20 protein-coding genes are annotated in these 22,578 nt (G+C 69.6%); 3 read left to right on the top strand and 17 right to left on the bottom strand.

The features are described from left to right. Positions 1 to 9: 9 nt before the first annotated feature. A complete protein-coding gene (locus KV106_RS10935; RefSeq protein WP_261210184.1) occupies positions 10 to 1,656 on the bottom strand; it encodes an AMP-binding protein in 1,647 nt (548 codons plus the stop codon). 178 nt (positions 1,657 to 1,834) lie between these two features. Between KV106_RS10935 and KV106_RS10940 the strand changes: the two genes are divergently transcribed. Further along, a complete protein-coding gene (locus KV106_RS10940) occupies positions 1,835 to 2,506 on the top strand; it encodes a TetR/AcrR family transcriptional regulator (protein ID WP_409976512.1) in 672 nt (223 codons plus the stop codon). Between the two features lie 23 nt (positions 2,507 to 2,529). Continuing rightward, entirely contained in the window at positions 2,530 to 3,789 is a 1,260-nt protein-coding gene (locus KV106_RS10945) for a branched-chain amino acid ABC transporter substrate-binding protein (protein ID WP_261210188.1), read from the top strand. A 4-nt stretch (positions 3,790 to 3,793) separates the two neighbouring features. Here KV106_RS10945 and KV106_RS10950 read toward each other — a convergent pair whose 3' ends face one another. From KV106_RS10950 to KV106_RS10960, 3 genes are read right to left on the bottom strand one after another with little or no spacing between them, the layout of a single operon-like run. Further along, a complete protein-coding gene (locus KV106_RS10950) occupies positions 3,794 to 5,521 on the bottom strand; it encodes an acetyl/propionyl/methylcrotonyl-CoA carboxylase subunit alpha (RefSeq protein WP_261210190.1) in 1,728 nt (575 codons plus the stop codon). Next, positions 5,518 to 7,122, bottom strand: a complete 1,605-nt coding sequence (locus tag KV106_RS10955) for a 5-oxoprolinase subunit B/C family protein (protein WP_261210508.1) — start codon at positions 7,120 to 7,122, stop codon at positions 5,518 to 5,520. Before KV106_RS10955 ends, KV106_RS10950 begins: the two co-directional genes overlap by 4 nt. Then, a complete protein-coding gene (locus KV106_RS10960; protein WP_261210509.1) occupies positions 7,122 to 7,913 on the bottom strand; it encodes a LamB/YcsF family protein in 792 nt (263 codons plus the stop codon). Before KV106_RS10960 ends, KV106_RS10955 begins: the two co-directional genes overlap by 1 nt. A gap of 259 nt (positions 7,914 to 8,172) precedes the next feature. On the opposite strand from KV106_RS10960, the gene KV106_RS10965 reads away from it, so the two are divergent. After that, positions 8,173 to 8,865: a GntR family transcriptional regulator gene (locus KV106_RS10965; protein ID WP_057594441.1), complete on the top strand. Its 693-nt coding sequence runs from the start codon at positions 8,173 to 8,175 to the stop codon at positions 8,863 to 8,865. Between the two features lie 43 nt (positions 8,866 to 8,908). Here the strand turns inward: KV106_RS10965 and KV106_RS10970 are convergent, their stop codons facing one another. The 13 genes from KV106_RS10970 to pheA all read right to left on the bottom strand — a co-directional run bounded on the left by KV106_RS10970 (position 8,909) and on the right by pheA (position 22,561). Then, the gene (locus KV106_RS10970) at positions 8,909 to 9,106 is read right to left on the bottom strand and encodes a hypothetical protein (RefSeq protein ID WP_261210193.1); all 198 of its coding nucleotides are present in this window, start codon (positions 9,104 to 9,106) and stop codon (positions 8,909 to 8,911) included. A gap of 47 nt (positions 9,107 to 9,153) precedes the next feature. Continuing rightward, the gene (locus tag KV106_RS10975) at positions 9,154 to 10,671 is read right to left on the bottom strand and encodes a hypothetical protein (RefSeq protein ID WP_216087426.1); all 1,518 of its coding nucleotides are present in this window, start codon (positions 10,669 to 10,671) and stop codon (positions 9,154 to 9,156) included. Between the two features lie 498 nt (positions 10,672 to 11,169). Then, positions 11,170 to 12,471: a TRAP transporter large permease gene (locus tag KV106_RS10980; RefSeq protein WP_261210198.1), complete on the bottom strand. Its 1,302-nt coding sequence runs from the start codon at positions 12,469 to 12,471 to the stop codon at positions 11,170 to 11,172. After that, positions 12,464 to 12,973 carry a TRAP transporter small permease gene (locus KV106_RS10985; protein ID WP_057589599.1) on the bottom strand — a complete coding sequence of 170 codons (510 nt, stop codon included), beginning with the start codon at positions 12,971 to 12,973 and terminating at the stop codon, positions 12,464 to 12,466. The genes KV106_RS10980 and KV106_RS10985 overlap by 8 nt, the downstream gene beginning before the upstream one ends. A 22-nt stretch (positions 12,974 to 12,995) precedes the next feature. Beyond that, entirely contained in the window at positions 12,996 to 13,964 is a 969-nt protein-coding gene (locus KV106_RS10990) for a TRAP transporter substrate-binding protein (protein WP_261210201.1), read from the bottom strand. A 236-nt stretch (positions 13,965 to 14,200) separates the two neighbouring features. Beyond that, entirely contained in the window at positions 14,201 to 14,527 is a 327-nt protein-coding gene (locus tag KV106_RS10995) for a ComEA family DNA-binding protein (RefSeq protein ID WP_057589601.1), read from the bottom strand. A 131-nt stretch (positions 14,528 to 14,658) separates the two neighbouring features. Then, positions 14,659 to 15,837 carry a lipopolysaccharide assembly protein LapB gene (gene lapB, locus KV106_RS11000; protein WP_261210203.1) on the bottom strand — a complete coding sequence of 393 codons (1,179 nt, stop codon included), beginning with the start codon at positions 15,835 to 15,837 and terminating at the stop codon, positions 14,659 to 14,661. Continuing rightward, a complete protein-coding gene (locus tag KV106_RS11005; RefSeq protein WP_261210205.1) occupies positions 15,827 to 16,165 on the bottom strand; it encodes a LapA family protein in 339 nt (112 codons plus the stop codon). Before KV106_RS11005 ends, lapB begins: the two co-directional genes overlap by 11 nt. Positions 16,166 to 16,237: 72 nt before the next feature. Next, positions 16,238 to 16,555 carry an integration host factor subunit beta gene (locus KV106_RS11010; protein ID WP_057589604.1) on the bottom strand — a complete coding sequence of 106 codons (318 nt, stop codon included), beginning with the start codon at positions 16,553 to 16,555 and terminating at the stop codon, positions 16,238 to 16,240. A gap of 74 nt (positions 16,556 to 16,629) precedes the next feature. Continuing rightward, positions 16,630 to 18,315, bottom strand: coding sequence for a 30S ribosomal protein S1 (rpsA, locus tag KV106_RS11015; protein ID WP_057589605.1), 1,686 nt, complete (start codon positions 18,313 to 18,315; stop codon positions 16,630 to 16,632). Between the two features lie 197 nt (positions 18,316 to 18,512). After that, positions 18,513 to 20,525 (bottom strand): bifunctional 3-phosphoshikimate 1-carboxyvinyltransferase/cytidylate kinase, encoded by a 2,013-nt coding sequence (locus KV106_RS11020; RefSeq protein WP_261210209.1) that lies wholly within the window; start codon positions 20,523 to 20,525, stop codon positions 18,513 to 18,515. Position 20,526: 1 nt separating this feature from the next. Continuing rightward, on the bottom strand, positions 20,527 to 21,420 hold the full coding sequence (locus KV106_RS11025; RefSeq protein WP_057589607.1) for a prephenate dehydrogenase: 894 nt from the start codon (positions 21,418 to 21,420) through the stop codon (positions 20,527 to 20,529). 19 nt (positions 21,421 to 21,439) lie between these two features. Continuing rightward, a complete protein-coding gene (gene pheA / locus KV106_RS11030; protein WP_057589608.1) occupies positions 21,440 to 22,561 on the bottom strand; it encodes a prephenate dehydratase in 1,122 nt (373 codons plus the stop codon). Positions 22,562 to 22,578: the final 17 nt, after the last annotated feature.

Genomic DNA, 22,578 nt, shown 5'->3' on the forward strand with positions numbered 1-22,578 from the left:
CGGGGTCTTTCAGTTCTTGTCTTTGAGCAGCCGGCGCAGCACCTTGCCGGCGCCGGTGGTGGGCAATGCATCGATGAAGCTCACGAAGCGCGGCGCCTTGTAGCTCGCCATGTTTTCGCGCGACCAGGCGATCAGTGCCTCGGCCGCGACCTCGGCGCCGGGCTTGCGCACCACGAAGGCCTTGACCACCTCGCCCTTCTCGGGATCGGGCTGCGCGACCACCGCGGCCTGCGCCACCGAGGGATGCTTGATCAGGATGGTCTCGACCTCCTCGGGGAACACGCTGTAGCCCGAGACCTTGATCATCTCCTTGAAGCGGCCGATGAAGCTGAGGTAGCCGTCGGCGTCGAGCTTGCCCATGTCGCCCGTGTGCACCCAGCCGTCGCGCAGCGTGGCGGCCGTGGCCTCGGGCTTGTTCCAGTAGCCCTTGAACGAGCCCGGGCTGGTCAGCACGATCTCGCCGACCTCGCCGGTGGGCATGTCGGCCTGCGTGTCCGTGTCGACGATGCGGATCGTCACGCCCGGCACCGCCACGCCCTGCGTGCCCCAGCGCGGCGCATGGCGCGGCGTGTAGGTGTCGCAGGTGTGGGTTTCGCTCAGGCCGTAGGCGGCCTCGAAGGAGGTGCAGTTCGGCGCATGCGAACGCCACTGCGCGGCCAGCGGCTCGGTGAAGGCGATGCCGAAGCTGGTGACCGGGTTCATGCGCAGGCTCGCGAGGTCGAAGCCCGCGATGTCGGGCAGCTGCATGCAGGCCACGTTCATCGGCGCGATGCTGTACCACCAGCTCACACGGTGGCGCGCGATGGCCTGCAGCGCCGCGCGCGGATCGAAGCGGTGCAGCAGCACCGAGGCCGCGCCCGTGAGCACCGGCACGTTGACGCCCATCAGCATGCCGGCGATGTGATACAGCGGCGCGATCGACAGCAGCACGTCGTCGGGCCCGACACCGTTGCAGTCGGCCGCGGCGCGGGTCTTGAACAGCGCGTTGCCGTAGCTGAGCATCGCGCCCTTGGGCAGGCCGGTGGTGCCAGAGGTGTAGGTCATGAGCGCGACGTCGTCCATGGCGATCGCCACCGGCTGCGGCTTCGCATCGGCGTTCATGACGGCGAGGAAGTCCTCGCAGCCCGCGGGCACCGTGCGTTCGGTGTTGCGCTCTGCGGCGAGTTCGGCCGGCAGGTCGAGCGCGGGCGTCTCGGGCGTCTTGGGCAAGAGGTCGGCGTAGTGCACGACGAACACGTGTTCGAGCGCGCTGCCGGACTTCACCTTCTCGACCACCGGCAGCAGCGGCGCGGCCGCGACGATCACGCGCGCCTTCAGGTCGTCGACCTGGTAGGCGAGCTCGTGCTCCTTGTTGAGCGGGCCGCTGGGGCAGACGATGGCACCGATCTTCTGGATGCCGAAGTGCGCCGCCAGGTACTGCGGGCAGTTGTTGAGGAACAGCACCACCGGCTCGCCCTTGCGCACGCCCAGGGCCTGCAGCCGCGCGGCGAAGGCATCGCTCGCGCGGTCCAGTTCGCGCCAGCTCATCGCATGGCCGTACCAGTGGCAGGCCGGATGCCCGCCGCGCTCGCGCGCATGGGCGCGCAGGTAGTCGTGCAGCGGTTGCTGCGCGCGCGGCGGGAGCGCGCGCAGCAAGGGTTCGTCGGTTGTCTCCATGGCGTCACTTTCTCAGGGTTATCGATAGCCGCTCGCGCCTGGCGGGCGCTTGCCATCGCCGGATGGTGCACGAACAATCCTACCCATGGGTATAACTTCCGCGACACGGCACAAACCCTCTGGGCGCAAGGCGCGCGCGGAGCAGGACGATCCTCCACGCGCGCCAGGCATGCAGGGCATGCACGAGGCGCATGCGACAGAGGCCGCGGCCCTCACGGCGCGCCCCGACCTGCCGCAGGGCACCGGCCGCCAGCGCGCCGCCACGCAGGGCACCGACCTGCAGCGCGAGCGCATCCTGCAGGCCGCCACGCAGCTGTTCGCGGCACAGGGCTACGCCAACACCACCATGGCGCAGATCGTGCGCGCGCTCGGCGTCACGAAGCCCTTCGTCTATTACTACTTCCGCGACAAGCAGGAGATCTTCGAGACCATCTCCTGGCGCCCCGCGGTCGACTGCTTCACCGCGCTCGACTTCGCGGCCGACGATCCGCGCCGCGCGAGCGAGAAGGTGCTCGAGGGCATCGAGCGGCTGATCCGCGCCACCGTCGCGCATCACCCCGCCGCCTTCTTCCCGTACCGCGAACCGCAGGTCTACCGGCCCGAATACCTGGCCGCGCAGAAGAAGCTCGCGCACCACTTCTACGACCTGCTGTGCCCGCTGCTCGAACAGGCGCGGCGCGACGGCGACCTCGATTTCGACGAGACCAAGATCACCGCGCTCGCGGCCTGCAGCCTGCCGGGCTTCCTCTACAGCTGGTACCGCCCGGGCGGACGGCTCTCGCCCGACGAAGTGGTGGCCGAGCTCACGAAGCTCGCGAGCCGCGTGATCGGGCTGCGCACCGGCCACTGACCACCCATCCCAGGAGACACACCATGAAGTTCCACCCGGCGCCCCTGGCGCGGATCGCGCTCGCCTGCCTGATCGCCACCGGTGCCGCCGGCGCCGCGCAGGCCCAGCAGACCTACAAGCTCGCCTACATCGACCCGCTCTCGGGTCCCTTCGCCAACGTCGGCGAGCTGATGCTGATGCACACGCAGTACGCGATCGAGGAGATCAACGCGAAGGGCGGCGTGCTCGGCGGCACGAAGCTGCAGCTGCTGCAGTTCGACAGCAAGCTCTCGGCGCAGGAGAGCCAGAGCGCGCTGCAGGCCGCGATCGACCAGGGCGCCAAGGCCATCGTGACCGGCGGCTCGGGCTCCTCGGTGGTGACGGCGCTGGTGCAGGCGGTGGCGCGCTGGAACCAGCGCAACCCGGGCAAGGAACTGCTGGTGCTCAACCACTCGTCGATCGATCCCGAGATGACCGGCAAGGCCTGCAGCTTCTGGCACTTCCAGACCGAGGCCAATACGGCGATGAAGATGAAGGCACTGGCCAACTACATCAAGAAGACGCCCGAGGTGAAGAAGGTCTACCTGCTGAACCAGGACTATGCGCACGGCAAGCAGTGGGCCAGCTACGGGCGCCAGCTCGTGGGCCTGGCGCGGCCCGACATCCAGTTCGTGGGCGAGGCGCTGCATCCGATCGGCCGGGTCAAGGACTTCTCGCCCTACATCGCCAACATCAAGCAGAGCGGAGCCGACTCGGTCATCACCGGCAACTGGGGCCAGGACATGACGCTGCTGCTCAAGGCCGCGGGCGATGCCGGCTACGACCTGCGCTACTTCAACCACAGCGCGGGCTCGGTGCCGGGCACGGTCACGGCGGTGTCGCAGGCGAAGCTGGGCCAGCTCACCTGGGTCGCCGAATGGCATCCGGGCCAGGCCGGCACGCCGAAGGTCGATGCGCTGGCCAAGGCCTACAAGGCCAAGACCGGCAAGGACTTCCTCGCGCCGCGCATCGACATGACGCCGCGCCTGCTCGCGGCCGCGATCGAGAAGGCCGCGAGCACCGACACCGTGAAGGTGGCGCGCGCGCTCGAGGACCTGAGCTACGACTCGGTGGTGGGCCCGGTTCGCATGCGCGGCGAGGACCACCAGTTGCTGCTGCCGCAGGTGGTCAACACCATCGCGCCGGTCGACGGCAAGACGGTGAAGCTGGGCTGGGAAGGCACGAACTACGGCTTCCGCACCGACGCGGTCTACAGCGGCAACGAACTGGCGCAGGGTACCGACTGCAAGATGGTCCGCCCTTGAACGCTCAGCCGATGCGCGCGATGGGCGTGCCCGCCACCACCGGCGCCGCGCCCGCGGCCAGCCGCGCGAGCCGGCCCGCGCGGTGGGCCACGACCTGCACCTCCATCTTCATCGCCTCCATCACCGCGATCGGGTCGCCCTGCGCGACCAGCGCACCCTCGTCCACGGTCCACGCCTGAAGCGTGCCGGTGATGGGCGCGGCCACGGCGGCGGGGTCGGCGGCCTCCTCGGACTGCGGCGATGACGACGGCGCGGCGGGCGCATCGCCGATGCCGCGCAGCAGCGCCGACGGCAGGCCCAGCGTCACGCGCCGGCCGTCGATCTCCACCGCCGTGCGCAGCAGCGCGGCATCGCGCACGGGCTCGGCGCGCACGGCCGCGGCCAGCGGCTGCGCGAAGTCGGTCTCGATCCAGCGCGTATGGACCTTGAAGCCGTCCTCGGCCACGAAGTCGGACGCCTCGACCACGGCGCGATGGAACGGCAGCACCGAGGCCACGCCCTCGATGCGGAACTCGCGCAGCGCGCGGCGCGCGCGCGCCATCGCCTGCGCGCGCGTGGCGCCGGTGACGACCAGCTTGGCCATCAGCGAATCGAAGCTGCCCGGCACGCTCGAGCCCGAGACCACGCCGGTGTCGACGCGCACGCCGGGGCCCGAGGGCGGCTCGAACAGGCGCACCGGTCCGGGCGTGGGCAGGAAGCCGCGGCCCGGGTCCTCGGCGTTGATGCGGAACTCGAAGGCATGGCCGCGCGGCGCGGGCGTCTCGCTGACCGACAGCGGCAGCCCGTCGGCGATGCGCAGTTGCTCGACCACGAGGTCGATGCCGGTGGTTTCCTCGGTCACCGGATGCTCGACCTGCAGCCGCGTGTTGACCTCGAGGAAGGAGATCGCGCCCGTGGGCCCGAGCAGGAACTCGACCGTGCCGGCGCCGACATAGCCGGCGCGCGCGCAGATGTCGTGCGCGGCGCGGTGGATGCGCTCGCGCTGCGCCTCGCTCAGGAAGGGCGCGGGCGCCTCCTCCACCAGCTTCTGGTTGCGCCGCTGCAGCGAGCAGTCGCGCGTGCCGAGCACCACCACGCGGCCGTGCGTGTCGGCGATCACCTGCGCCTCGACATGGCGCGGCCGGTCGAGGAACTGCTCGACGAAGCACTCGCCGCGGCCGAAGGCGGTGACGGCCTCGCGCACCGCCGACTCGTAGAGCTCGGCCACCTCGTCGAGCCGCCACGCGACCTTGAGGCCGCGGCCACCGCCGCCGAAGGCCGCCTTGATCGCGATCGGCAAGCCGTGCGCCTCGGCGAAGGCCAGCACCTCCTGCGCATCGCGCACCGGCGCCGGCGTGCCGGCCACCAGCGGCGCGCCGACCTCGAGCGCGATGCGGCGTGCCTGCACCTTGTCGCCCAGTGCCTCGATGGCCGCAGGCGGCGGGCCGATCCAGCACAGGCCGGCCTCGATCACGGCGCGCGCGAAGGCCGCGCTCTCCGAGAGGAAGCCGTAGCCCGGATGCACCGCGTCCGCGCCGCTGCGCGCGGCCGCGGCCAGCAGCTTGTCGATGGCCAGGTAGGTGTCGGCCGGGCGCGTGCCCTCGAGCGCATGGGCCTCGTCGGCCACGCGCGTGTGCAGCGCGTCGAAATCGGCGTCGGCATAGACGGCCACCGAGCGCACGCCGTAGTCGGCGCAGGCGCGCGCGATGCGCACGGCGATCTCGCCGCGGTTGGCGATCAGGACTTTCTTCATGGCGTGTCGGAGGAAGGAGCGGGAAGGCAGTGCGCGTCGAAGGCGCGCACCGGGTTGAAACGCAGGCGCGCGCCGACCGGGATCTGGCCGGCGCGATCGAGGTGGTGGGTGGCGACGGCGCCGATCACCGGGTAGCCGCCGGTCAGCGGATGGTCGGCGAGGAACAGCACGGGCTGGCCGCTCGGCGGCACCTGGATCGCGCCGAGCGCGGTGCCCTCGCTGGGCAGCTCGGCGGTGTCGAGGCGCGCCAGCGGTGTCTCGCCCGCGAGCCGCAGGCCGACGCGGTTGGACTGCGGCGTGACGGTCCAGCGCTGGCTCGCGAGCAGCGCGACCGCCTCGGGCGTGAACCAGTCGGTGCGCGGGCCCAGCACCACGTCGAGCACCACCTCCTCGTGCAGCGTCGGCAGCGCGGGCGGCGCGGCGTCGGGCAGGCCGACGATGGCGCCGCGCGCCACCGGCCGCAGCGCCAGCCGGTCGCCCGCGGCGATCGGCGGCGGGCCGATGTGCGCCAGGGTGTCGGTGGCGGCGCTGCCGAGCACGGGCGCGACCTCGAAGCCGCCGCGCACCGCGAGGTAGCTGCGCAGGCCCGCGCGCGGTTCGCCGACCGTGAGGCTGTCGCCATCGGCCAGCGCGATCGCCTCGTGCGTGGGCACCGTCCAGCGCGTGCCGCCGGCGCTGCGCAGCTGCAGCGGCACGTCGGCACCCGCGAAGGCCACCACCGCATCGCCGCGGCAGCTGAAGCGGAAGCCCGCGCCGACGATCTCGATGCAGGCCGCGTCGCTGGCATTGCCCACGAGGCGGTTGGCCGCGCGCAGTGCGCCGCGGTCCATCGCGCCCGAGGCCGAGACGCCCTGGCCCGCGAGCCCGTGGCGGCCCAGGTCCTGGAACAGCGCCTGCAGGCCGGTGGCATGGACCTCGAGGGCCGGCCCTTCGCGCGCGGCCGATGGCGCCGGGGCCGGAACGGATGGCGCGATGGTCGGCGCGGCCTGCCCCGAGACATCGACGAAGCGCACCGTGCAGCCCGGCTGCAGCAACGCCGGCTGCGCGCGGCCCAGGTCCCACATCGGCGTGGCGGTCACGCCGATGATCTGCCAGCCGCCGGGGCTGGCTTGCGGATAGACACCGCTGAAGCGTCCCGCGAGCGCGACCGCGCCGGCAGGGATGCGGGTGCGCGGCGTGGTGCGGCGCGGCACGTCGAGGCTGGGGTGGCCGCCGCTCAGGTAGGCGAAGCCCGGCGCGAAGCCGGTGAAGGCCACGGTGTAGTCGTGGCCGGTGTGGCGGCGGATCACCTCCTCGCGCGAGATCCCCAGGTGCCGCGCGACCTCGCCGAGGTCCTCGCCGTCGTAGTCGACCGGGATCTCGATGCGCCGGCCCGCGCGTTCGATGCTGCCGTCGAGGCGGCGCCCGCCGATGCGCCGCGCGAGCGCATCGTGCGTGACCGCGCCGGGACGGAAGCGGACCAGGATCGTGCGCGCGGCCGGCACCAGTTCCTCGATGCCCGCTATCGGCTCGGCCTGCAGCGAGGCCAGCAGCGCGAGCGTCTGCGCGAGGTCGTCGAGCTCGACCAGCAGCGCGTCGAGGTTGACCGGCAGGAAACGCATCATCGCGGCGCTCCCGCCGGCTCTTCTTCGTCGCGCGCGAAGGCCCGCACCGCGACGCCCGCGCGCTCGAAGGCGGCGCGCACCTCGCGTGCCATCTCCACCGCGCCGGGGCTGTCGCCATGCACGCAGACCGAATCGGCCTGCAGGCGCAGCAGGCTGCCGTCGATCGCCTCGACCTCGCCGTGCGTGGCCAGCCTCAGCATGCGTTGCGCCACCGCCCGCGCGTCGTGCAGCACCGCGCCCGGTTCGCTGCGCGGCACCAGCGTGCCGTCGACGCGATAGGCGCGGTCCGCATAGGCCTCGGAGACCGTGCGCAGCCCGCTCGCGCGCGCCCAGCCGAGCAGCGGCGAGCCGGCGAGGCCGACCAGCCAGAGCCGGTCGTCGATCGCGCGGATGGCGGCGATCACGTCGCGCGCCTGCCGCTCGTCGTGCGCGATGGCGTTGTAGAGCGCGCCGTGCGGCTTGACGTAGCGCACCGAGGTGCCCGCGGCGCGGGCCAGGCCCTGCAGCGCGCCGATCTGGTAGATCACGTCGGCCACGAGTTCGGCGCTGCCCATCGCCATCGCGCGGCGACCGAAGCCCGCGAGGTCGGGATAGGACACATGGGCTCCGACCGCCACGCCATGGGCCTTGGCATGGCGCAGCGTGTCGAGGATGCCGGCCGCGTCGCCGGCATGGAAGCCGCAGGCCACGTTGGCGCTGCTCACGATGCCGAGCATCGCCGCGTCGTCGCCCATGCGCCAGGCGCCGAAGCTCTCGCCCAGGTCGCTGTTGAGGTCGAGCGTGCTCACGTCGCTGTACCCGGACGAAGCGGACACCGGGCCGGGCGCGGGAGGGAGGGCTTCGGAAGGCGCATGAAGAACATGGGATCGACTCGAATCTGGCCGTTTTGTTGGAACGAAGTTTATTTGATTGTTGAACAATTCAATCAATCAGTTGAGCAATATGTATGCTGACTCTCAGGGGCAAACCCTGGTTCCGTGCCCGAGGCACCGCGGCGCGAGGAACGGAATCTGCTACAACCCCTCACCCCTGGAATCCCCCATCCGCATGACCTCCCCAGCTTCCGAACCGCTGACTCCCCCCGCCCAGGCCCTGAGCGAGCGCATGGCCGAAGCGCTGCGGCAGAAGATCACGCAGGGCGAGTTCATGCCCGGCGAGCGCCTGTCCGAGCAGTCGTTGAGCGAGAGCCTCGGCATCTCGCGCAACACGCTGCGCGAGGTGTTCCGCATGCTCGCCAAGGACGGCCTCGTGAAGCACGCGCCGAACCGCGGCGTGTTCGTGGTCATCCCGAGCATCGCGTCGATCATCGACATCTATCGCGTGCGCCGCCTGATCGAGTGCCAGGCGCTCGCGCAGGCCTACCCGCGGCATCCCGCGAAGAAGAAGATGCGCGAGGCGGTCGATACCGCGAAGGCCTGCCGCGACGCGGGCGAGTGGCTCGGCGTCGGCACGGCGAACATGGCCTTCCACATGGCCGTGGTCGAGCTCGCCGACAGCGAGCGGCTCAACCTGCTGTTCGGCTCGGTGCTGGCCGAACTGCGGCTGGCCTTCGGCCTGCTGCGCGACGCCGAGTTCCTGCACGCGCCCTATGTCGAGATGAACGAGAACATCCTCGCGCTCGCGGAGGCCGGCGAATTCGCCCGCGCCGCCGCGGCGCTCAACGACTACCTGGTCCATTCCGAACGCATCGTGCTCGCGGTCTACGCGCGGCACATCAACGATTCGGGCTGGAGCGTCTGAGCCGCGCAGCGGCCCCGCGGCGCGGGGCCGTCGCGCAGCGACCTCAGCCCGGCAGGCGGATCTTGCAGTTCGGGTCCTCGTAAGGGCCCGACTGCTTGGTCCACTTGTCCGCGGGCATGTCGGGCTCGCAGACGGTCTTGCCCGTGCTGTTGCTCTTCCAGAGGTAGTACTCGCTGGGCTGTGCCATGGCGAGACCGGCCAGCAGCAGCGAGGCGGCGGCGAGGGTGAGCTTGAGTTTCATGGTGATGCTTTCGTGTGTTCGTGAAGATAAGCGAATGCCGTGCCCCGTCACTTGAGGTTGTTGCCGATCACCACCAGCAACTTCTTCGTCTGCGCGACGATCGCCGTGCGGTAGGCCTCGAAGCGGGCGTCGGTCATGGCGTTGTCGTCGGGCACCCCGCCGGTGGCGGCGGTGAAGAAGTTCGTCATCACCGGCACATGGATGTGGCCGGCAGGGATGTCGAGCTTGAAGGTATCGCGCAGCAGCGTGTTGCGGTAGGCGCTCTCGTTCGACAGGTAGTTGCCGCCGCCGCCGGACTGCGCGCAGGCGGTGGCTGGCGGGGCCTTCACCAGCGAGGGATCGGGCATGGCGTTCATCACGCCGTTCGAAGCCACAGTCGTACCCGCCTCGTTGTCGCAGTCCGCGAAGTACGAGTAGTTGGTGTGCCAGGTCACGTCGAAGCCCTCGGCGCCCTCGCTCGTGGCGCCCGGCGGACGCGGGATGCCGGCATTCGTCTTGCCGGTCACCATCGCGGCGATCGGCAGCGACGAGGTGGTGAACTGCGGCGGTGCTTCCTTCAGCCAGGCGCTGATGGCGTCGTAGCCCAGCCAGCGGGACTGCGGGTTGGTGTCGCAGCCCGAGCCCGGCATCGAGATCGGCGCGGTGTTCGGCACGGTGATGGTGCCGATTGGCAGCACATATTTCGGCAGCCTGTTGCCAACCGGGCAATAGATGATGCCGTCGTTGCCCGCCGAGGGACCGTGGTAGCGGGCGTTCCATTGCTCGAGATTGAAGACGTTGGCACTGCCCTGGCTCATGGTGATCGAGGCGTCGACGCGCTTCGGACCGGCCTTGAACCACGGGCCCAGCGTGTCCTCCTGCATGCCCGCGTGGAACGGGTCGTAGCTCACCGGCAGGATGTAGCTCTCCACGTGCAGCACGCTGCCGTCGTCGAGCGTGATCTCGCGGCCGTCCATCTCGAGCGCGGTCGCGCCCGAGGGGTTGCCGTTGCGCAGACCGGTGTTGGGCGTGCCCAGCGCGCCGAGCGTGAAGGTGTCGAAGCCGCTCACAATCATGCGACGGTACTTGCCGCCGCCCGGCGCATTGCCTTCAGGCAGTTCGATGTCGTACTGGCCGCGCGAGGCACGCTCGAACTCCCACTGGAGCGACGCCTTCTGTGCCTCCGAGAGCGCGAACTCGGGGGCCCACTGGCGCAGCACCTTGGTCATCTGCACGCGCGCCCAGTACAGCATGCGGTCGTCGCTGTTGGGCAACTGGCTGCCAGCGGGCGAGGCACGGCGGCCCTGCACCCGGTCGACGGCCGCGCGCCACAGGGCCGCGCCCTCCGACTTGACGAGCGTCACCGCCGCGTCGTAGCCGGCCACGGTGGTCGTGCCATCGCTGGCGCACAGCTTGGCCGAGAAGTTCGGCGCGAACTGGTCGAAGCCGGTGTCCTTCACGATGCGCTCGGCGAGCGGCCTCTCGTCGATGCCCACCACGGAGGCGGTGCTGTAGGGCAGCGGCGTCGCGAGCCGGCGCTCCTCGTAGGCCAGCTTGGCACTGGCATCCCAGCTGCATTTGGTCATGGAAGACGGTGGTGGATTGCCCGTGGCGGGCGGAACGATGGAGACGACGCTGCCCCCTCCTCCACCGCCGCCGCAGGCCGCAACCACGGCCGCAACGAGGACCGAAACGGCCGAAAGCTTCACTCTGTGTCGTGTCAACATGATTCGATTTCCTTCTGAAAACTGTCCGGGCATGGCGCACTGCGGCGCCTTCTCATTCCCTGGTCGTTCTGCGATGGGTCGTCGATGGCTTTCTCGATGGCAATCCCTCCGGCCTGGCCGCACCGCGCGGCGGTGCGTGAAACAGACTCCCTTTTGCTTTGCACTTTTTTCGGTGGCGCGGGACGAGCGCGTCCCGCACGCCGCCCCGGGGGCGGGTGCTCGTCGTGGAGCGCGAGGATTCAGGACGCGGCGAACGCGGGCGGCGCGCGCTCCGCCGCATGCAGCTGCGCGACACGCAGGCGCCTGCGACCGGCGGTGCGAAGGAACGGGCAGCGGCGCATGGCGTGCGTCAGTGGGTCAGGGCGTCATCTGCTGCGGCAGCCAGGTCACGAGCTGCGGCACGAAGTAGACGAGCAGCACCGCGGCCACCATCAGGAAGAACATCGGCAGCGTCACGCGCGCGATGTACAGCAGGTCCTTGCCGGTCATGCCCTGCAGCACGAACAGGTTGAAGCCCACCGGTGGCGTGATCTGCGCCATCTCGACCACCAGCACGATGAAGATGCCGAACCAGATCGGGTCGATGCCCGCCGCGGTCACGGTCGGCATGATCACGCCCATGGTCAGCACCACCATCGAGATGCCGTCGAGGAAGCAGCCCAGCACGATGTAGAACAGCGCGAGCATCGCCACCAGCTGGAACTTCGACAGGCCCAGCGAGCCGATCCATTCGGCCAGGTGGCGCGGCAGGCCGATGTAGCCCATGGCCAGCGTGAGGAAGGCCGCGCCCGCGAGGATCAGCGCCATCATGCAATAGAGGCGCGTCGCGCCCAGCAGCGCTTCCTTGAAGGTCGTCCAGCTCAGCGCCCCCTGCGAGGCCGAGATGATCAGCGCGCCCACCACGCCCACGGCCGCGGCCTCGGTGGCCGTGGCGATGCCCGCGTAGATCGAGCCCAGCACCGCGGCGATCAGCAGCGCCACCGGGATCAGCGACATCGAGGCCTTGAGCTTCTCGGCGAAGGGCAGCCTGGCGTCCGCGGGCGGCACGCGCTCGGGATGGCGCAGCGCCCAGAACGCGATGTAGCCCGAGAACAGCAGCGCCAGCAGGATGCCCGGCACGATGCCCGCGATGAACAGCCGCGCGATCGACACGTCGGCGCTGACGCCGTAGACGATCATGATGATCGACGGCGGGATCAGCAGGCCCAGCGTGCCGGCGCCGGCCAGCGTGCCGATCACCATGTCGTCGGGATAGCCGCGGCGCTTGAGCTCGGGTAGGCTCATCTTGCCGATGGTGGCGCAGGTCGCCGCGCTCGAGCCCGAGACGGCCGCGAAGATCGCGCAGCCCACCACGTTGGTGTGCAGCAGCCGGCCCGGCAGGGCCTGCATCCAGGGCGCGAGGCCCTTGAACATGTCCTGCGACAGCCGCGTGCGGAACAGGATCTCGCCCATCCACACGAACAGCGGCAGCGCGGTGAGCGTCCAGCTCGAGGCCGAGCCCCAGATGGTGACCGCCATCGCGTCGCCCGCGGGGCGCGAGGAGAAGACCTGCATCGCGATCCATGCGACGCCCGAGAGCGTGAGGCCGATCCACACGCCGCTGCCCAGGATCAGGAACAGCGAGAGGATCAGGAGGCCGGCGATGGCGATGTCACTCATGGCGCAGCGCCTCCGTTCCGGCCGCCCTGGCCGGGCGGCCCCGCCACTCGATCACGAACTCGTCGATCGCGGCGATCGCGAAGACGACGACGCCGAGCGCCATCGACAACTGCGGGATCCACAGCGGGGTGGCGTCGTTGCTCGTGGAGATGTCGTGGTAGTCGAACGATTGCCAGGCCAGGCGCACGCTGTACCAGGCGAACAGCAGCGCCAGCAGCGCCGCCGCGCCCATGGCCCAGCGCTCGAGCCAGCGCTGCGCGGCGGGGGGCAGGTTCTGCAGCACCAGCGTCACGCGGATGTGCTCGGCGCGCTTGAGCGTGTGCGCCAGCGCGAGGAAGCCCGCGCCGGCCATCATGTAGCCGGCATAGGCGTCGATACCGGGAATGTTGAAGTGAAGCTGGCGGCCGATGATGGACAGGAGCACCGCCACCAGCAGGCCCACCATGAAAAGCGCCGCCAGGGCGGCGGCGCTCATGTAGAGAAAGTCGAGCGTCTTGCGCATCGGGTGCCGTCGGGACGCTCGCTCACATCTTCTTGTAGGCGTCGACCACGGCCTGGCCCTCGGGGCCGGCCTTCTCGGTCCATTCCTTGATCATGGTGTCGCCGACCTTCTTCATGTCGGACTTGAGCTGGGCCGAGGGAACGTGCACCGTCATGCCGTTCTTCTTGAGCAGGTCGAGGTACTCGAGGTTCTTCTTCTTCGACAGGTCCCAGCCGCGCTTCTCGGCATCGGCGGCGGCCTTGAGCACGGCGTCCTGCGTGGGCTTGTCGAGCGCGTCGAAAGCCTTCTTGTTCATCAGCACCGCGTTCTTCGGCAGCCAGGCCTGGGTGTCGTAGAAGTTCTTGATGTACTCGTAGGTCTTGGTGTCGTAGCCGGTGGAGCCCGAGGACATGTACGACTCGATCACGCCGGTGGCCATGGCCTGCGAGAGCTCGGCCTGCTGCACGGTGACGGGCTGCGCGCCGACCAGTTCGCCGATGCGCGCGGTGGCGGGACTGTAGGCGCGCCACTTCACGCCCTTGAGGTCGGCGGCCGAGGCGATCTCCTTCTTGACGAAGATGCCCTGCGGCGGCCAGGCCACCGTGTAGAGGAGCTGGATGCCCTGCTCGGCGAGCTTCTTCTCGAGCGCGGGCTTCTGCGCCTGGTAGAGCTTCCAGGCCGCGTCGTAGCTGTCGGCCAGGAAGGGAATGCCGTCGGTGCCGAACACCTGCCATTCGTTCTGGAAGTTCACCAGCAGGATCTCGCCGAGCTGCGCCTGGCCGCCCTGCACCGCGCGCTTGATCTCGGGCGCCTTGAACAGCGAGGCGTTCGAATGCACCGTGATCTTGAGCTTGCCCGCGCTGCCCTTGTCCACGTCGCTCGCGAACTGCGTGATGTTCTCGGTGTGGAAGTTGCTGGCCGGATAGGCGGTGGGCAGGTCCCACTTGGTCTGGGCGAAGGCCGCGGCGCCAAGGGTGAGGCCCGCGAGGGCAATGCCGAACTTGTGATTCATGAGCGCTCCGGTTCGTGTGAAAGTGAAAACGAAAGCGAGCATACGTGCAAATTCCGGGCCACTTGCTGAGGCCTTTCCCTGTCATGGTGCGCGCCGGCGTTGCGTTCGCGGCATGACTTCGGGAGGAAGAAAGCCGCCGCGCGGAGGGCTCCGCGGGCGGCCCTGGCGAGGCCGGCTGCGCGGCCTCGCGAACCCGTCATGGGTCTGCCGATGCGGGTCTTGATCGGCCTCGTTCGTTATTGCTTGGCGGCGCTCTTCACAGCCTTGTCGCTCCTGGCGGCCACGGGTGCCTCGCCGCCCGCGTAGGCCTTGCCGTTGACCGTGAGGCCCTCGGCCGAGAGCTTGGCCGCGGCCTTTTCCTTCACGCCCTTCACGCGCTGCATGAGATCGGCCCAGTCCTTGAACTCGCCCTGCTTGCGCGCGTCGAGGATGCGCTTGGAGAGCGCGGGCCCCACGCCCTTCAGGCCGTCGAGATCGGCTTCGCTGCCCTTGTTGACATCGACCGCCGCGAACGATGCGGCGGCGAACAGCAGGGCGGCCGTGGCCACGATTTGCTTGAACATGTTTGAACTCCCTCGTTGATGCTTTTGATGCGCCGACAAGACGTCGGCTTCGGCTCAACGAGGGCTTCGAACGGGGCGTTGACGGCCGCGTGCGAGCGGCCACCATTGTTCAGCAAGGTGATCGAAGCTGCTCAGAGCTCTTCGACGCGGCGCGGCGGATAGCTGTCCCAGGCCTGGCAGCCGGGGCAGTGCCAGAAGTGCTGGTGCGCCTCGAAGCCGCAGGCCGCGCAGCGGTAGCGCATCAGCGGCCGCGTGGCCTGGTCGAGCGCACGCTGCACCTGCGGATGGAACTGCTCGTGCTCGAAGCGTTCGCCCGCGAGCCAGCGCGAGGCCGCGACCAGCGAGGGCTGGTGCGCGAGATGCGCGATGTAGCCGTCGCGCGGCACGGGCTGCGCGCCCTCGGCCTCGGGTGCGGTGTCGGCGGGTGCGCCGCCGAGCGCGATCAACGCCTCGAGCACGTCGATCGACGGCGATTCGGCATAGCGCCGCTGCAGCAGCGCGAGCGCCTCGGGCGTGCGCTGCGCGGCCACGGCGGCCTGCTGCAGCGCGGCGGCGTACAGCGGCAGCGCGAGCGGCGCGGTGTCGCTCAGGGCCACCAGGGTGTCGAAGGCGGCGCCGGCCTCGCCGCTGCGCAGCTGCAAGGTCGCGGTGTCGATGGCCGGGCGCGGTGCCTGCGGCGCCTGGGCCACGGCCTGCTCGAGCAGGCGGCGCGCGGCCGCGAGGTCGCCCATGCCGACCTGTTCGGCGGCCTGCTCGCAGAGGTGGTGCGCGCGGCGCGTGCCGTAGCTGGCCTGGTCGGACTCGTCGAGCTTGCGCGCCACGTCGGCGGCCTGGCTCCATTCGCGCGAGCGTTCGTAGATGGCCAGCAGCGCGAGCCGTGCCTCGTTCTCGTAGCGCGTGCCCTCGAGTTTCTGCAGCGCCGCCTCGGCGCGATCGAGCAGGCCGGCGCGCAGGAAGTCCTGCGCCAGCGCGTGCTGGGCGCGCTCGCGGTCGCCGCGGCTCAGATCGCCGCGGCCGAGCAGGTGCTCGTGCACGCGCACCGCGCGCTGGTACTCGCCGCGGCGGCGGAACAAGTTGCCGAGCGCGAAGTGCAGCTCCTGCGTGTCGGGGTCGTTCTGCACCGCCTCGATGAAGGCGTCGATGGCCTGGTCCTGCTGTTCGTTGAGCAGGAAGTTGAGGCCGCGGAAGTAGGCCTTGGGGGCCTGGCGGTTCTCGAGCTTGAGCTGGCGGATGTCGAAACGGGAAGCCAGCCAGCCCAGGACGAAGGCGACGGGCAGGCTGATCAGCAACCAGCTGGGATCAAAGTCCATGTTGGCGTACGGCGGGAAGGTCGGTGGCGGCGATGGTCGGCGCCGGGGTGGTGGCCGGCACGGCGGCCGTCGCGGTGGGCGTGGGGTTGCCCGCGGTCGTGGCCGGCAGTTGCGCGGCGGCGCTGCGGTGCTTCCACCAGCCCGGCAGCATGCCGAGCGCGCCCACCACGAGGCCGCCCGCGAAGGCGGCCAGCACGACCAGCACCAGCGGCGCGCGCCAGTAGGTGCCGAAGAAGAAATAGACGGTCGCGTCGTGCTGGTTGTTCAGCGCGAAGGCGAAGAGCGTAAAAAAAATGGCTGCCTTGAGCAGCCACAGGAGGTATTTCATGCGCGGTCCCGTTGGCGGGACGATTCTACGGTTGCACCTGCGCCGGATGGTCCGCGCCGATGGGGGCCGGGTTCAGGCCTTCGGCGTCGTCTTGATGCCGAGTTCGGCGCTGCGGGCGTCGACCGCCTCGCGCAGGGCCTTGCCGGGCTTGAAGTGCGGCACGCGCTTCTCTGGAATCTGCACGCTCTCGCCCGAGCGCGGGTTGCGGCCGATGCGCGGCGGACGCCGGTTGACCGAGAAGCTGCCGAAGCCGCGGATCTCGATCCGGTGCCCGCGCACCAGGGCATCGCTCATCGCGTCGAGGATGGTCTTGACGGCGTATTCGGCATCCCGGTGGGTGAGTTGCGCAAAGCGCGCTGCGAGTTCTTCGACGAGGTCAGAGCGGGTCATAGGTCAAAGCAAAAGCAGGGGCGAAAAAAAAGACAGAGAGGCCACCAGGGCCTGCTCTGTCTTCGGGCGACGGCTTACTTGTCGCTGTTGTCCAGCTTGGCGCGCAGCAGGGCGCCCAGGCTCGTCGTGCCCGCGTTCTCGCGTGCCGACTGCTGGCTCAGGCTGGCCATGGCGCCTTGCTCGTCGACCATGTCCTTCTGCTTGATCGACAGCTGGATGTTGCGGGTCTTGCGATCCACGTTCACGACGATGGCCGTGACTTCGTCGCCTTCCTTCAGCACGTTGCGGGCATCTTCGACGCGGTCGCGCGAGATTTCCGAAGCACGCAGGTAGCCGATGATGTCTTCGCCCAGGTCGATCTCGGCGCCGCGGGCGTCGACCGTCTTGACCTTGCCGGTCACGATCTGGCCCTTGTCATTCACCGTGGTGAAGGTGGTGAACGGGTCGCTGTCGAGCTGCTTGATGCCCAGCGAGATGCGCTCGCGGTCCACGTCGACGGCCAGCACGATCGCTTCGACTTCCTGGCCCTTCTTGTAGTTGCGAACGGCGGTTTCGCCGGCTTCGTTCCACGAGAGGTCGGACAGGTGAACCAGGCCGTCGATGCCGGCAGCCAGGCCCACGAACACGCCGAAGTCGGTGATCGACTTGATCGGGCCCTTGACGCGGTCGCCACGCTTCGTGTTCTGAGCGAACTCTTGCCACGGGTTGGCCTTGCACTGCTTCATGCCCAGGCTGATGCGGCGCTTGTCTTCGTCGATCTCGAGGACCATGACTTCGACTTCGTCGCCCAGCGAGACGATCTTGTTCGGAGCGATGTTCTTGTTGGTCCAGTCCATTTCCGAGACGTGCACCAGGCCTTCGATGCCGGGTTCGAGCTCGACGAACGCGCCGTAGTCGGCAATGTTCGTGACCTTGCCGAACAGGCGGGTCGATTGCGGGTAGCGGCGCGAAACGCCCATCCACGGGTCGTCGCCCATCTGCTTGAGACCCAGCGAGACACGGTTCTTCTCGGTGTCGAACTTGAGGATCTTGGCGGTGATTTCCTGGCCGGCCTGAACGACTTCGCTCGGGTGGCGGACGCGACGCCATGCCATGTCGGTGATGTGCAGCAGGCCGTCGATGCCGCCGAGGTCCACGAACGCACCGTATTCGGTGATGTTCTTGACCACGCCGCGGACCACAGCGCCTTCCTTCAGGGTTTCCATCAGCTTGGCGCGTTCTTCGCCCATGCTGGCTTCGACCACGGCACGGCGCGACAGCACGACGTTGTTGCGCTTGCGGTCGAGCTTGATGACCTTGAATTCGAGGGTCTTGTTCTCGTACGGGGTCAGGTCCTTGATCGGACGCGTGTCGATCAGCGAGCCCGGCAGGAACGCGCGGATGCCGTTGACGAGCACCGTGAGGCCGCCCTTGACCTTGCCGCTGGTGGTGCCGGTGACGAAGTCGCCCGATTCCAGCGCCTTCTCGAGGGCCAGCCACGAAGCGAGGCGCTTGGCGGTGTCGCGCGAGAGGATGGTGTCGCCGTAGCCGTTTTCAACGCTGCCGATGGCAACGGAAACGAAATCGCCGGCCTGGACTTCGAGCTCGCCCTTGTCGTTCTTGAACTCTTCGATCGGCACATACGCTTCGGACTTCAGACCGGCGTTGACGACGACGTGGTTGTGTTCGACACGCACGACTTCGGCCGTGATGACCTCGCCGGTGCGCATTTCGGAACGCTTCAGGGACTCTTCGAATAGGTCGGCAAAAGATTCAGACATTTATGGTTCCTTCCGTCAGGCAGGGTTGGCAGGCGCTCTTGCGACATTGCGTGCGACTGCACTGGATCTGGAGACGGCGGTTGGTTGTGGGCGGAAGCCCGGTTGGTTGAACAACCAGAAGGCCGGTGCGCTGTCGCGCGAAGGGAGCCTTCTGGAGCGGTAGGCGCCTCCCGGAACACCCGGTGGGCGCGAGCCTTTCAAGCGGACTCGAAAGGCTGCACTTGTCGCCACCAGTCCAACACCGTGTCGATCGATTGCTCGATCGAGAGCTGGGAGTTGTCGAGGTGGCGCGCGTCCTGCGCCGGCTTCAAAGGGGCGACACTGCGGGACGAGTCCCGGGCGTCGCGCGCCTCCAAGTCGGAGCGAAGACTGTCGAGTGTAGTCGAAATACCCTTTGAAATCAACTGCTTATGGCGCCGCTCGGCGCGCTGGGCGGCGCTCGCGGTCAGGAACACCTTGAGCGCGGCGTCGGGGAAGATCACCGTGCCCATGTCGCGGCCGTCGGCCACCAGGCCCGGCAGCTGGCGGAAGCGCTGCTGCAGGCCCAGCAGGGCCTCGCGCACGGCCGGCAGCGTGGAGACGCGCGAGGCGTCCATGCCGGCGGCCTCGGAGCGGATGTCCTCGCTGACGTCCTCGCCGTCCAGCAGCACCTTGCCCTCGACGAACTGCAGCGGCAGGGCGGCGGCCAGCGCGGCGATCCGCGCCTCGTGCGCGGCGTCGGCGCTCAGGCCGGCACGGCGCATGGCCAGACCGGTCACGCGGTAGAGCGAGCCCGAGTCGAGGTAGTGGTAGCCCAGCAGGCGCGCCACTTCGGAGGCCAGCGTGCCCTTGCCCGAGGCGGTCGGGCCGTCGATGCTGATCACCGGGATGTCGGCGGCCGTGGAGACCGAGAACAGAGTCTCGAAGTAGTCGGGGAAGGTCTTGGCGACGCAGTGCGGCTCGAGGATGCGCACCGGCACCCGCGCCGGGTTGAAGGCGGCGAGCGAGAAGCACATGGCGACCCGGTGGTCGTCGTAGGTGCGGATGCTCGCGGGCCGCCAGCCGGCCGGCGCCAGCGGATGCACGCGGATGAAGTCGGGCCCGGCCTCGACCGTGGCGCCGAGCTTGCGCAGCTCGTTGGCCATGGCGTCGATGCGGTCGGTTTCCTTGACGCGCCAGCTCGCGATGTTGCGCAGGGTGCTGGGGCCGTCGGCGTAGAGCGCCATCACGGCCAAGGTCATCGCCGCGTCGGGGATGTGGTTGGCGTCGAGGTCGATGGCCTTGAGCGGCCAGGCGCCGCGGCGCACCGCGAGCCAGTTCGGCCCACTGTCGACCTCGGCGCCCATCTGGCGCGCGGCGTCGACGAAACGGATGTCGCCCTGAATCGAATCGGCGCCCACGCCCTCGATCCGGATGCCGTCGGGCCCGGACGCGGCCGTTGCGATGGCGCCCAGCGCGATGAAATAGCTGGCGGACGAGGCGTCGGCCTCGACATGGATGTCGCCCGGCGAGCGGTAGCTGCTGCCGGCGGGAATCGTGAAGCGCTCCCAGCCGTCGCGCCGCACCGCGATGCCGAAGCGCGCCAGCAGGTTCAGCGTGATCTCGATGTAGGGCTTGGAGATCAGCTCGCCGACGACTTCGATCGTGATGTCGCTCGCCGCTGCGAGGGGCAGCGCGAGCAACAGGGCGGTGAGGAACTGGCTCGAGACGTCGCCGCGCACGCGGATCGGGGCGTCGAGCACCAGCTCGCCGTGCGGCACCGGATGGATGCGAAGCGGCGGGTAGCCGGGATTGCCGAGGTAGTCGATGCGGCAGCCCAGCTGGGTGAGGGCGTCGACCAGGTCGCCGATCGGGCGCTCGTGCATGCGCGGCACGCCGCGCAGCTCGAATTCGCCGCCCAGCAGCGACAGTGCCGCGGTCAGCGGCCGCATCGCGGTGCCGGCGTTGCCGAGGAACAGCGACAGCAGCTCGGTGTTGCCGATCGCCCGGCCGCCGATGCCGGTGATGCGCACCTGCTTGCCGGCCGGCTCGACGCCGCAGCCCAGCGCGCGCAGCGCATCGAGCATGACGCGCGTGTCGTCCGAATCGAGCACGTCGTGCAGGGTGGTGGTGCCGCTCGCGAGCGCGGCCAGCAGCAGCACCCGGTTCGAGATGCTCTTGGAGCCGGGCAGCTGCACCGTGCCCGAGGCGCCGGTCAGCGCGGGGAGATCGAGGAAGGCCGAGGCGTACATCTCAAGCGTCCTGCTGCGAATCGGGTGACGACGAGGCGCCGGGCTGCCAGGCGGCCCGAACCCGGCGGGCGCGCGCGATCGACTGCTCGAGGGCCTGCGATTCGCCCTCGGCCATGGCGTTTTCCATCTCGAGCAGCGCGGCGCGGAAGGCGCGCGACTGCGCCAGCACCTGCTCGCGGTTGGCCAGCAGCACGTCGCGCCACATCACGGGGTCGCTCGCGGCGATGCGCGAGAAGTCGCGAAAGCCCGGGCCCGCGAGGCCCAGGAAGCGATCGCCCTGCGGCTGGCCGGCGAGGCCGTTGACGTAGGCGAAGGCCAGCAGGTGCGGCAGGTGGCTCACGGCGGCGAAGGCGCCGTCGTGCTCCTCGTGGGTCATGGTGAGCACGTTGGCGCCGATGCCGCTCCAGACCTGCGAGGCGCGCTGCACGTTGGAGCGCAGCGTGGACTTGATCGGGGTGAGCACCACTTGCCGGCCGGTGAACAGCGAGGCCTCGGCATGCTCGATGCCCGAGACTTCCTTGCCCGCGATCGGGTGCGCCGGCACGAAGTTGCCGAGCTGCCCCTGCAGGCCACGGCGCGCGGCTTCGATGACGTCGCCCTTGGTGGAGCCGACGTCCATCACCAGCGCGTCGCTGCCGATGCCGTGGCGGATCGCCTTGAAGGTGGCTTCAGAGGCCGCCACCGGCACGGCCAGCAGCACGATGTCGGCGCCCGACACCGCCAGCAGCGCCGAGGGCGCGGCGACGTCGATCACGCCGAGCTGCCGGGCCTTCTCGGTGGTGGAGGGCGACTTGCTGTAGCCCACCACCCGTTTCACCAGCCTGGCGCGCTTCAGCGCCAGCGCGAAGGAGCCGCCCATCAGGCCGCAGCCGATCAATCCCAGTTGCTCGAACATGTGCTTGCTTGCGACGGACTCAGGCCTTGACGGGGTAGGCGCCGAGCACCTTGTAGAACGCGCAGAGACCGCGCAGTTCGGCCAGCGCCGCGGCCACGTTGGGCTGCGAGGGATGGCCGTCGAGGTCGATGTAGAAGTAGTACTCCCACTGCCCGGTGCGCGCGGGGCGCGACTCGAAGCGGGTCATCGACACGTTGTTGACCTTGAGCGGCACCAGCAGGTCGTGCACCGCGCCCGGCCGGTTGGGCACCGACACGATCAGGCTGGTGCAGTCGCGGCCCGAGGCGGGCGGCATCGCGAGCGTCTGCGGCAGGCAGATCACCGAGAAGCGGGTGCGGTTGTAGGAGTCGTCCTGGATCGCGTGGGCCACGATGTGCAGCCCGAAGCGCGTGGCCGCGCGTTCGCCGGCCAGCGCCGCGAAGGCCGGGTTGCCGGCCGCGAGGCGTGCACCCTCGGCATTGCTCGACACGGCGCGGCGCTCGGCATGCGGCAGGTGCTTGGTCAGCCAGCCCTGGCACTGGGCCAGCGCCTGCGGATGGGCCAGCACGGCTTCGACGCCCTCGAGCGAATTGCTGCTGCGCAGCAGGTGGTGGCGCACCAGCAGGCTGACCTCGCCGACCACATGCGTGGGCGAGTGCAGGAACAGGTCGAGCGAGCGCGTGACCACGCCCTCGGTCGAATTCTCGACGCCGACCACGCCGTACTGCGCGCTGCCGGCGGCGGTGGCGTGGAAGACCTCGTCGAAGCTGGCGCAGTAGATCAGGTCGGCGGCGCCGCCGAAGTACTCGATGGCGGCCTGCTCGCAGAAGGTGCCCTCGGGGCCGAGCACCGCCACGCGCTGCGGCGACTCGAGCGCCAGGCAGGCCGACATGATCTCGCGCCAGATCGCCGCCACGTGCAGGTCCTTGAGCGGACCGCCGTTGCTCTGCTGCATCTTGTCGATGACATGGGCCACCCGGTCGGGGCGGAAGAACGGCGTGCCTTCGCGTTTCTTCACTTCGCCGACCAGCTCCGCCACGTGGGCCCGCTCGTTGAGCAGGCGCAGCAGTTGCTGGTCGAGCGAATCGATCTGCACGCGCAGATCGGCGAGGCTTTCGGAATGGTCGGGGGAGGAGGGCGGGGTAGGAGCTGGGGCGGTCATCGGTGAGGTGCGCGCGC

Source organism: Variovorax endophyticus, assembly GCF_025376855.1.
In the GTDB taxonomy this organism is placed as follows: domain Bacteria; phylum Pseudomonadota; class Gammaproteobacteria; order Burkholderiales; family Burkholderiaceae_C; genus Variovorax.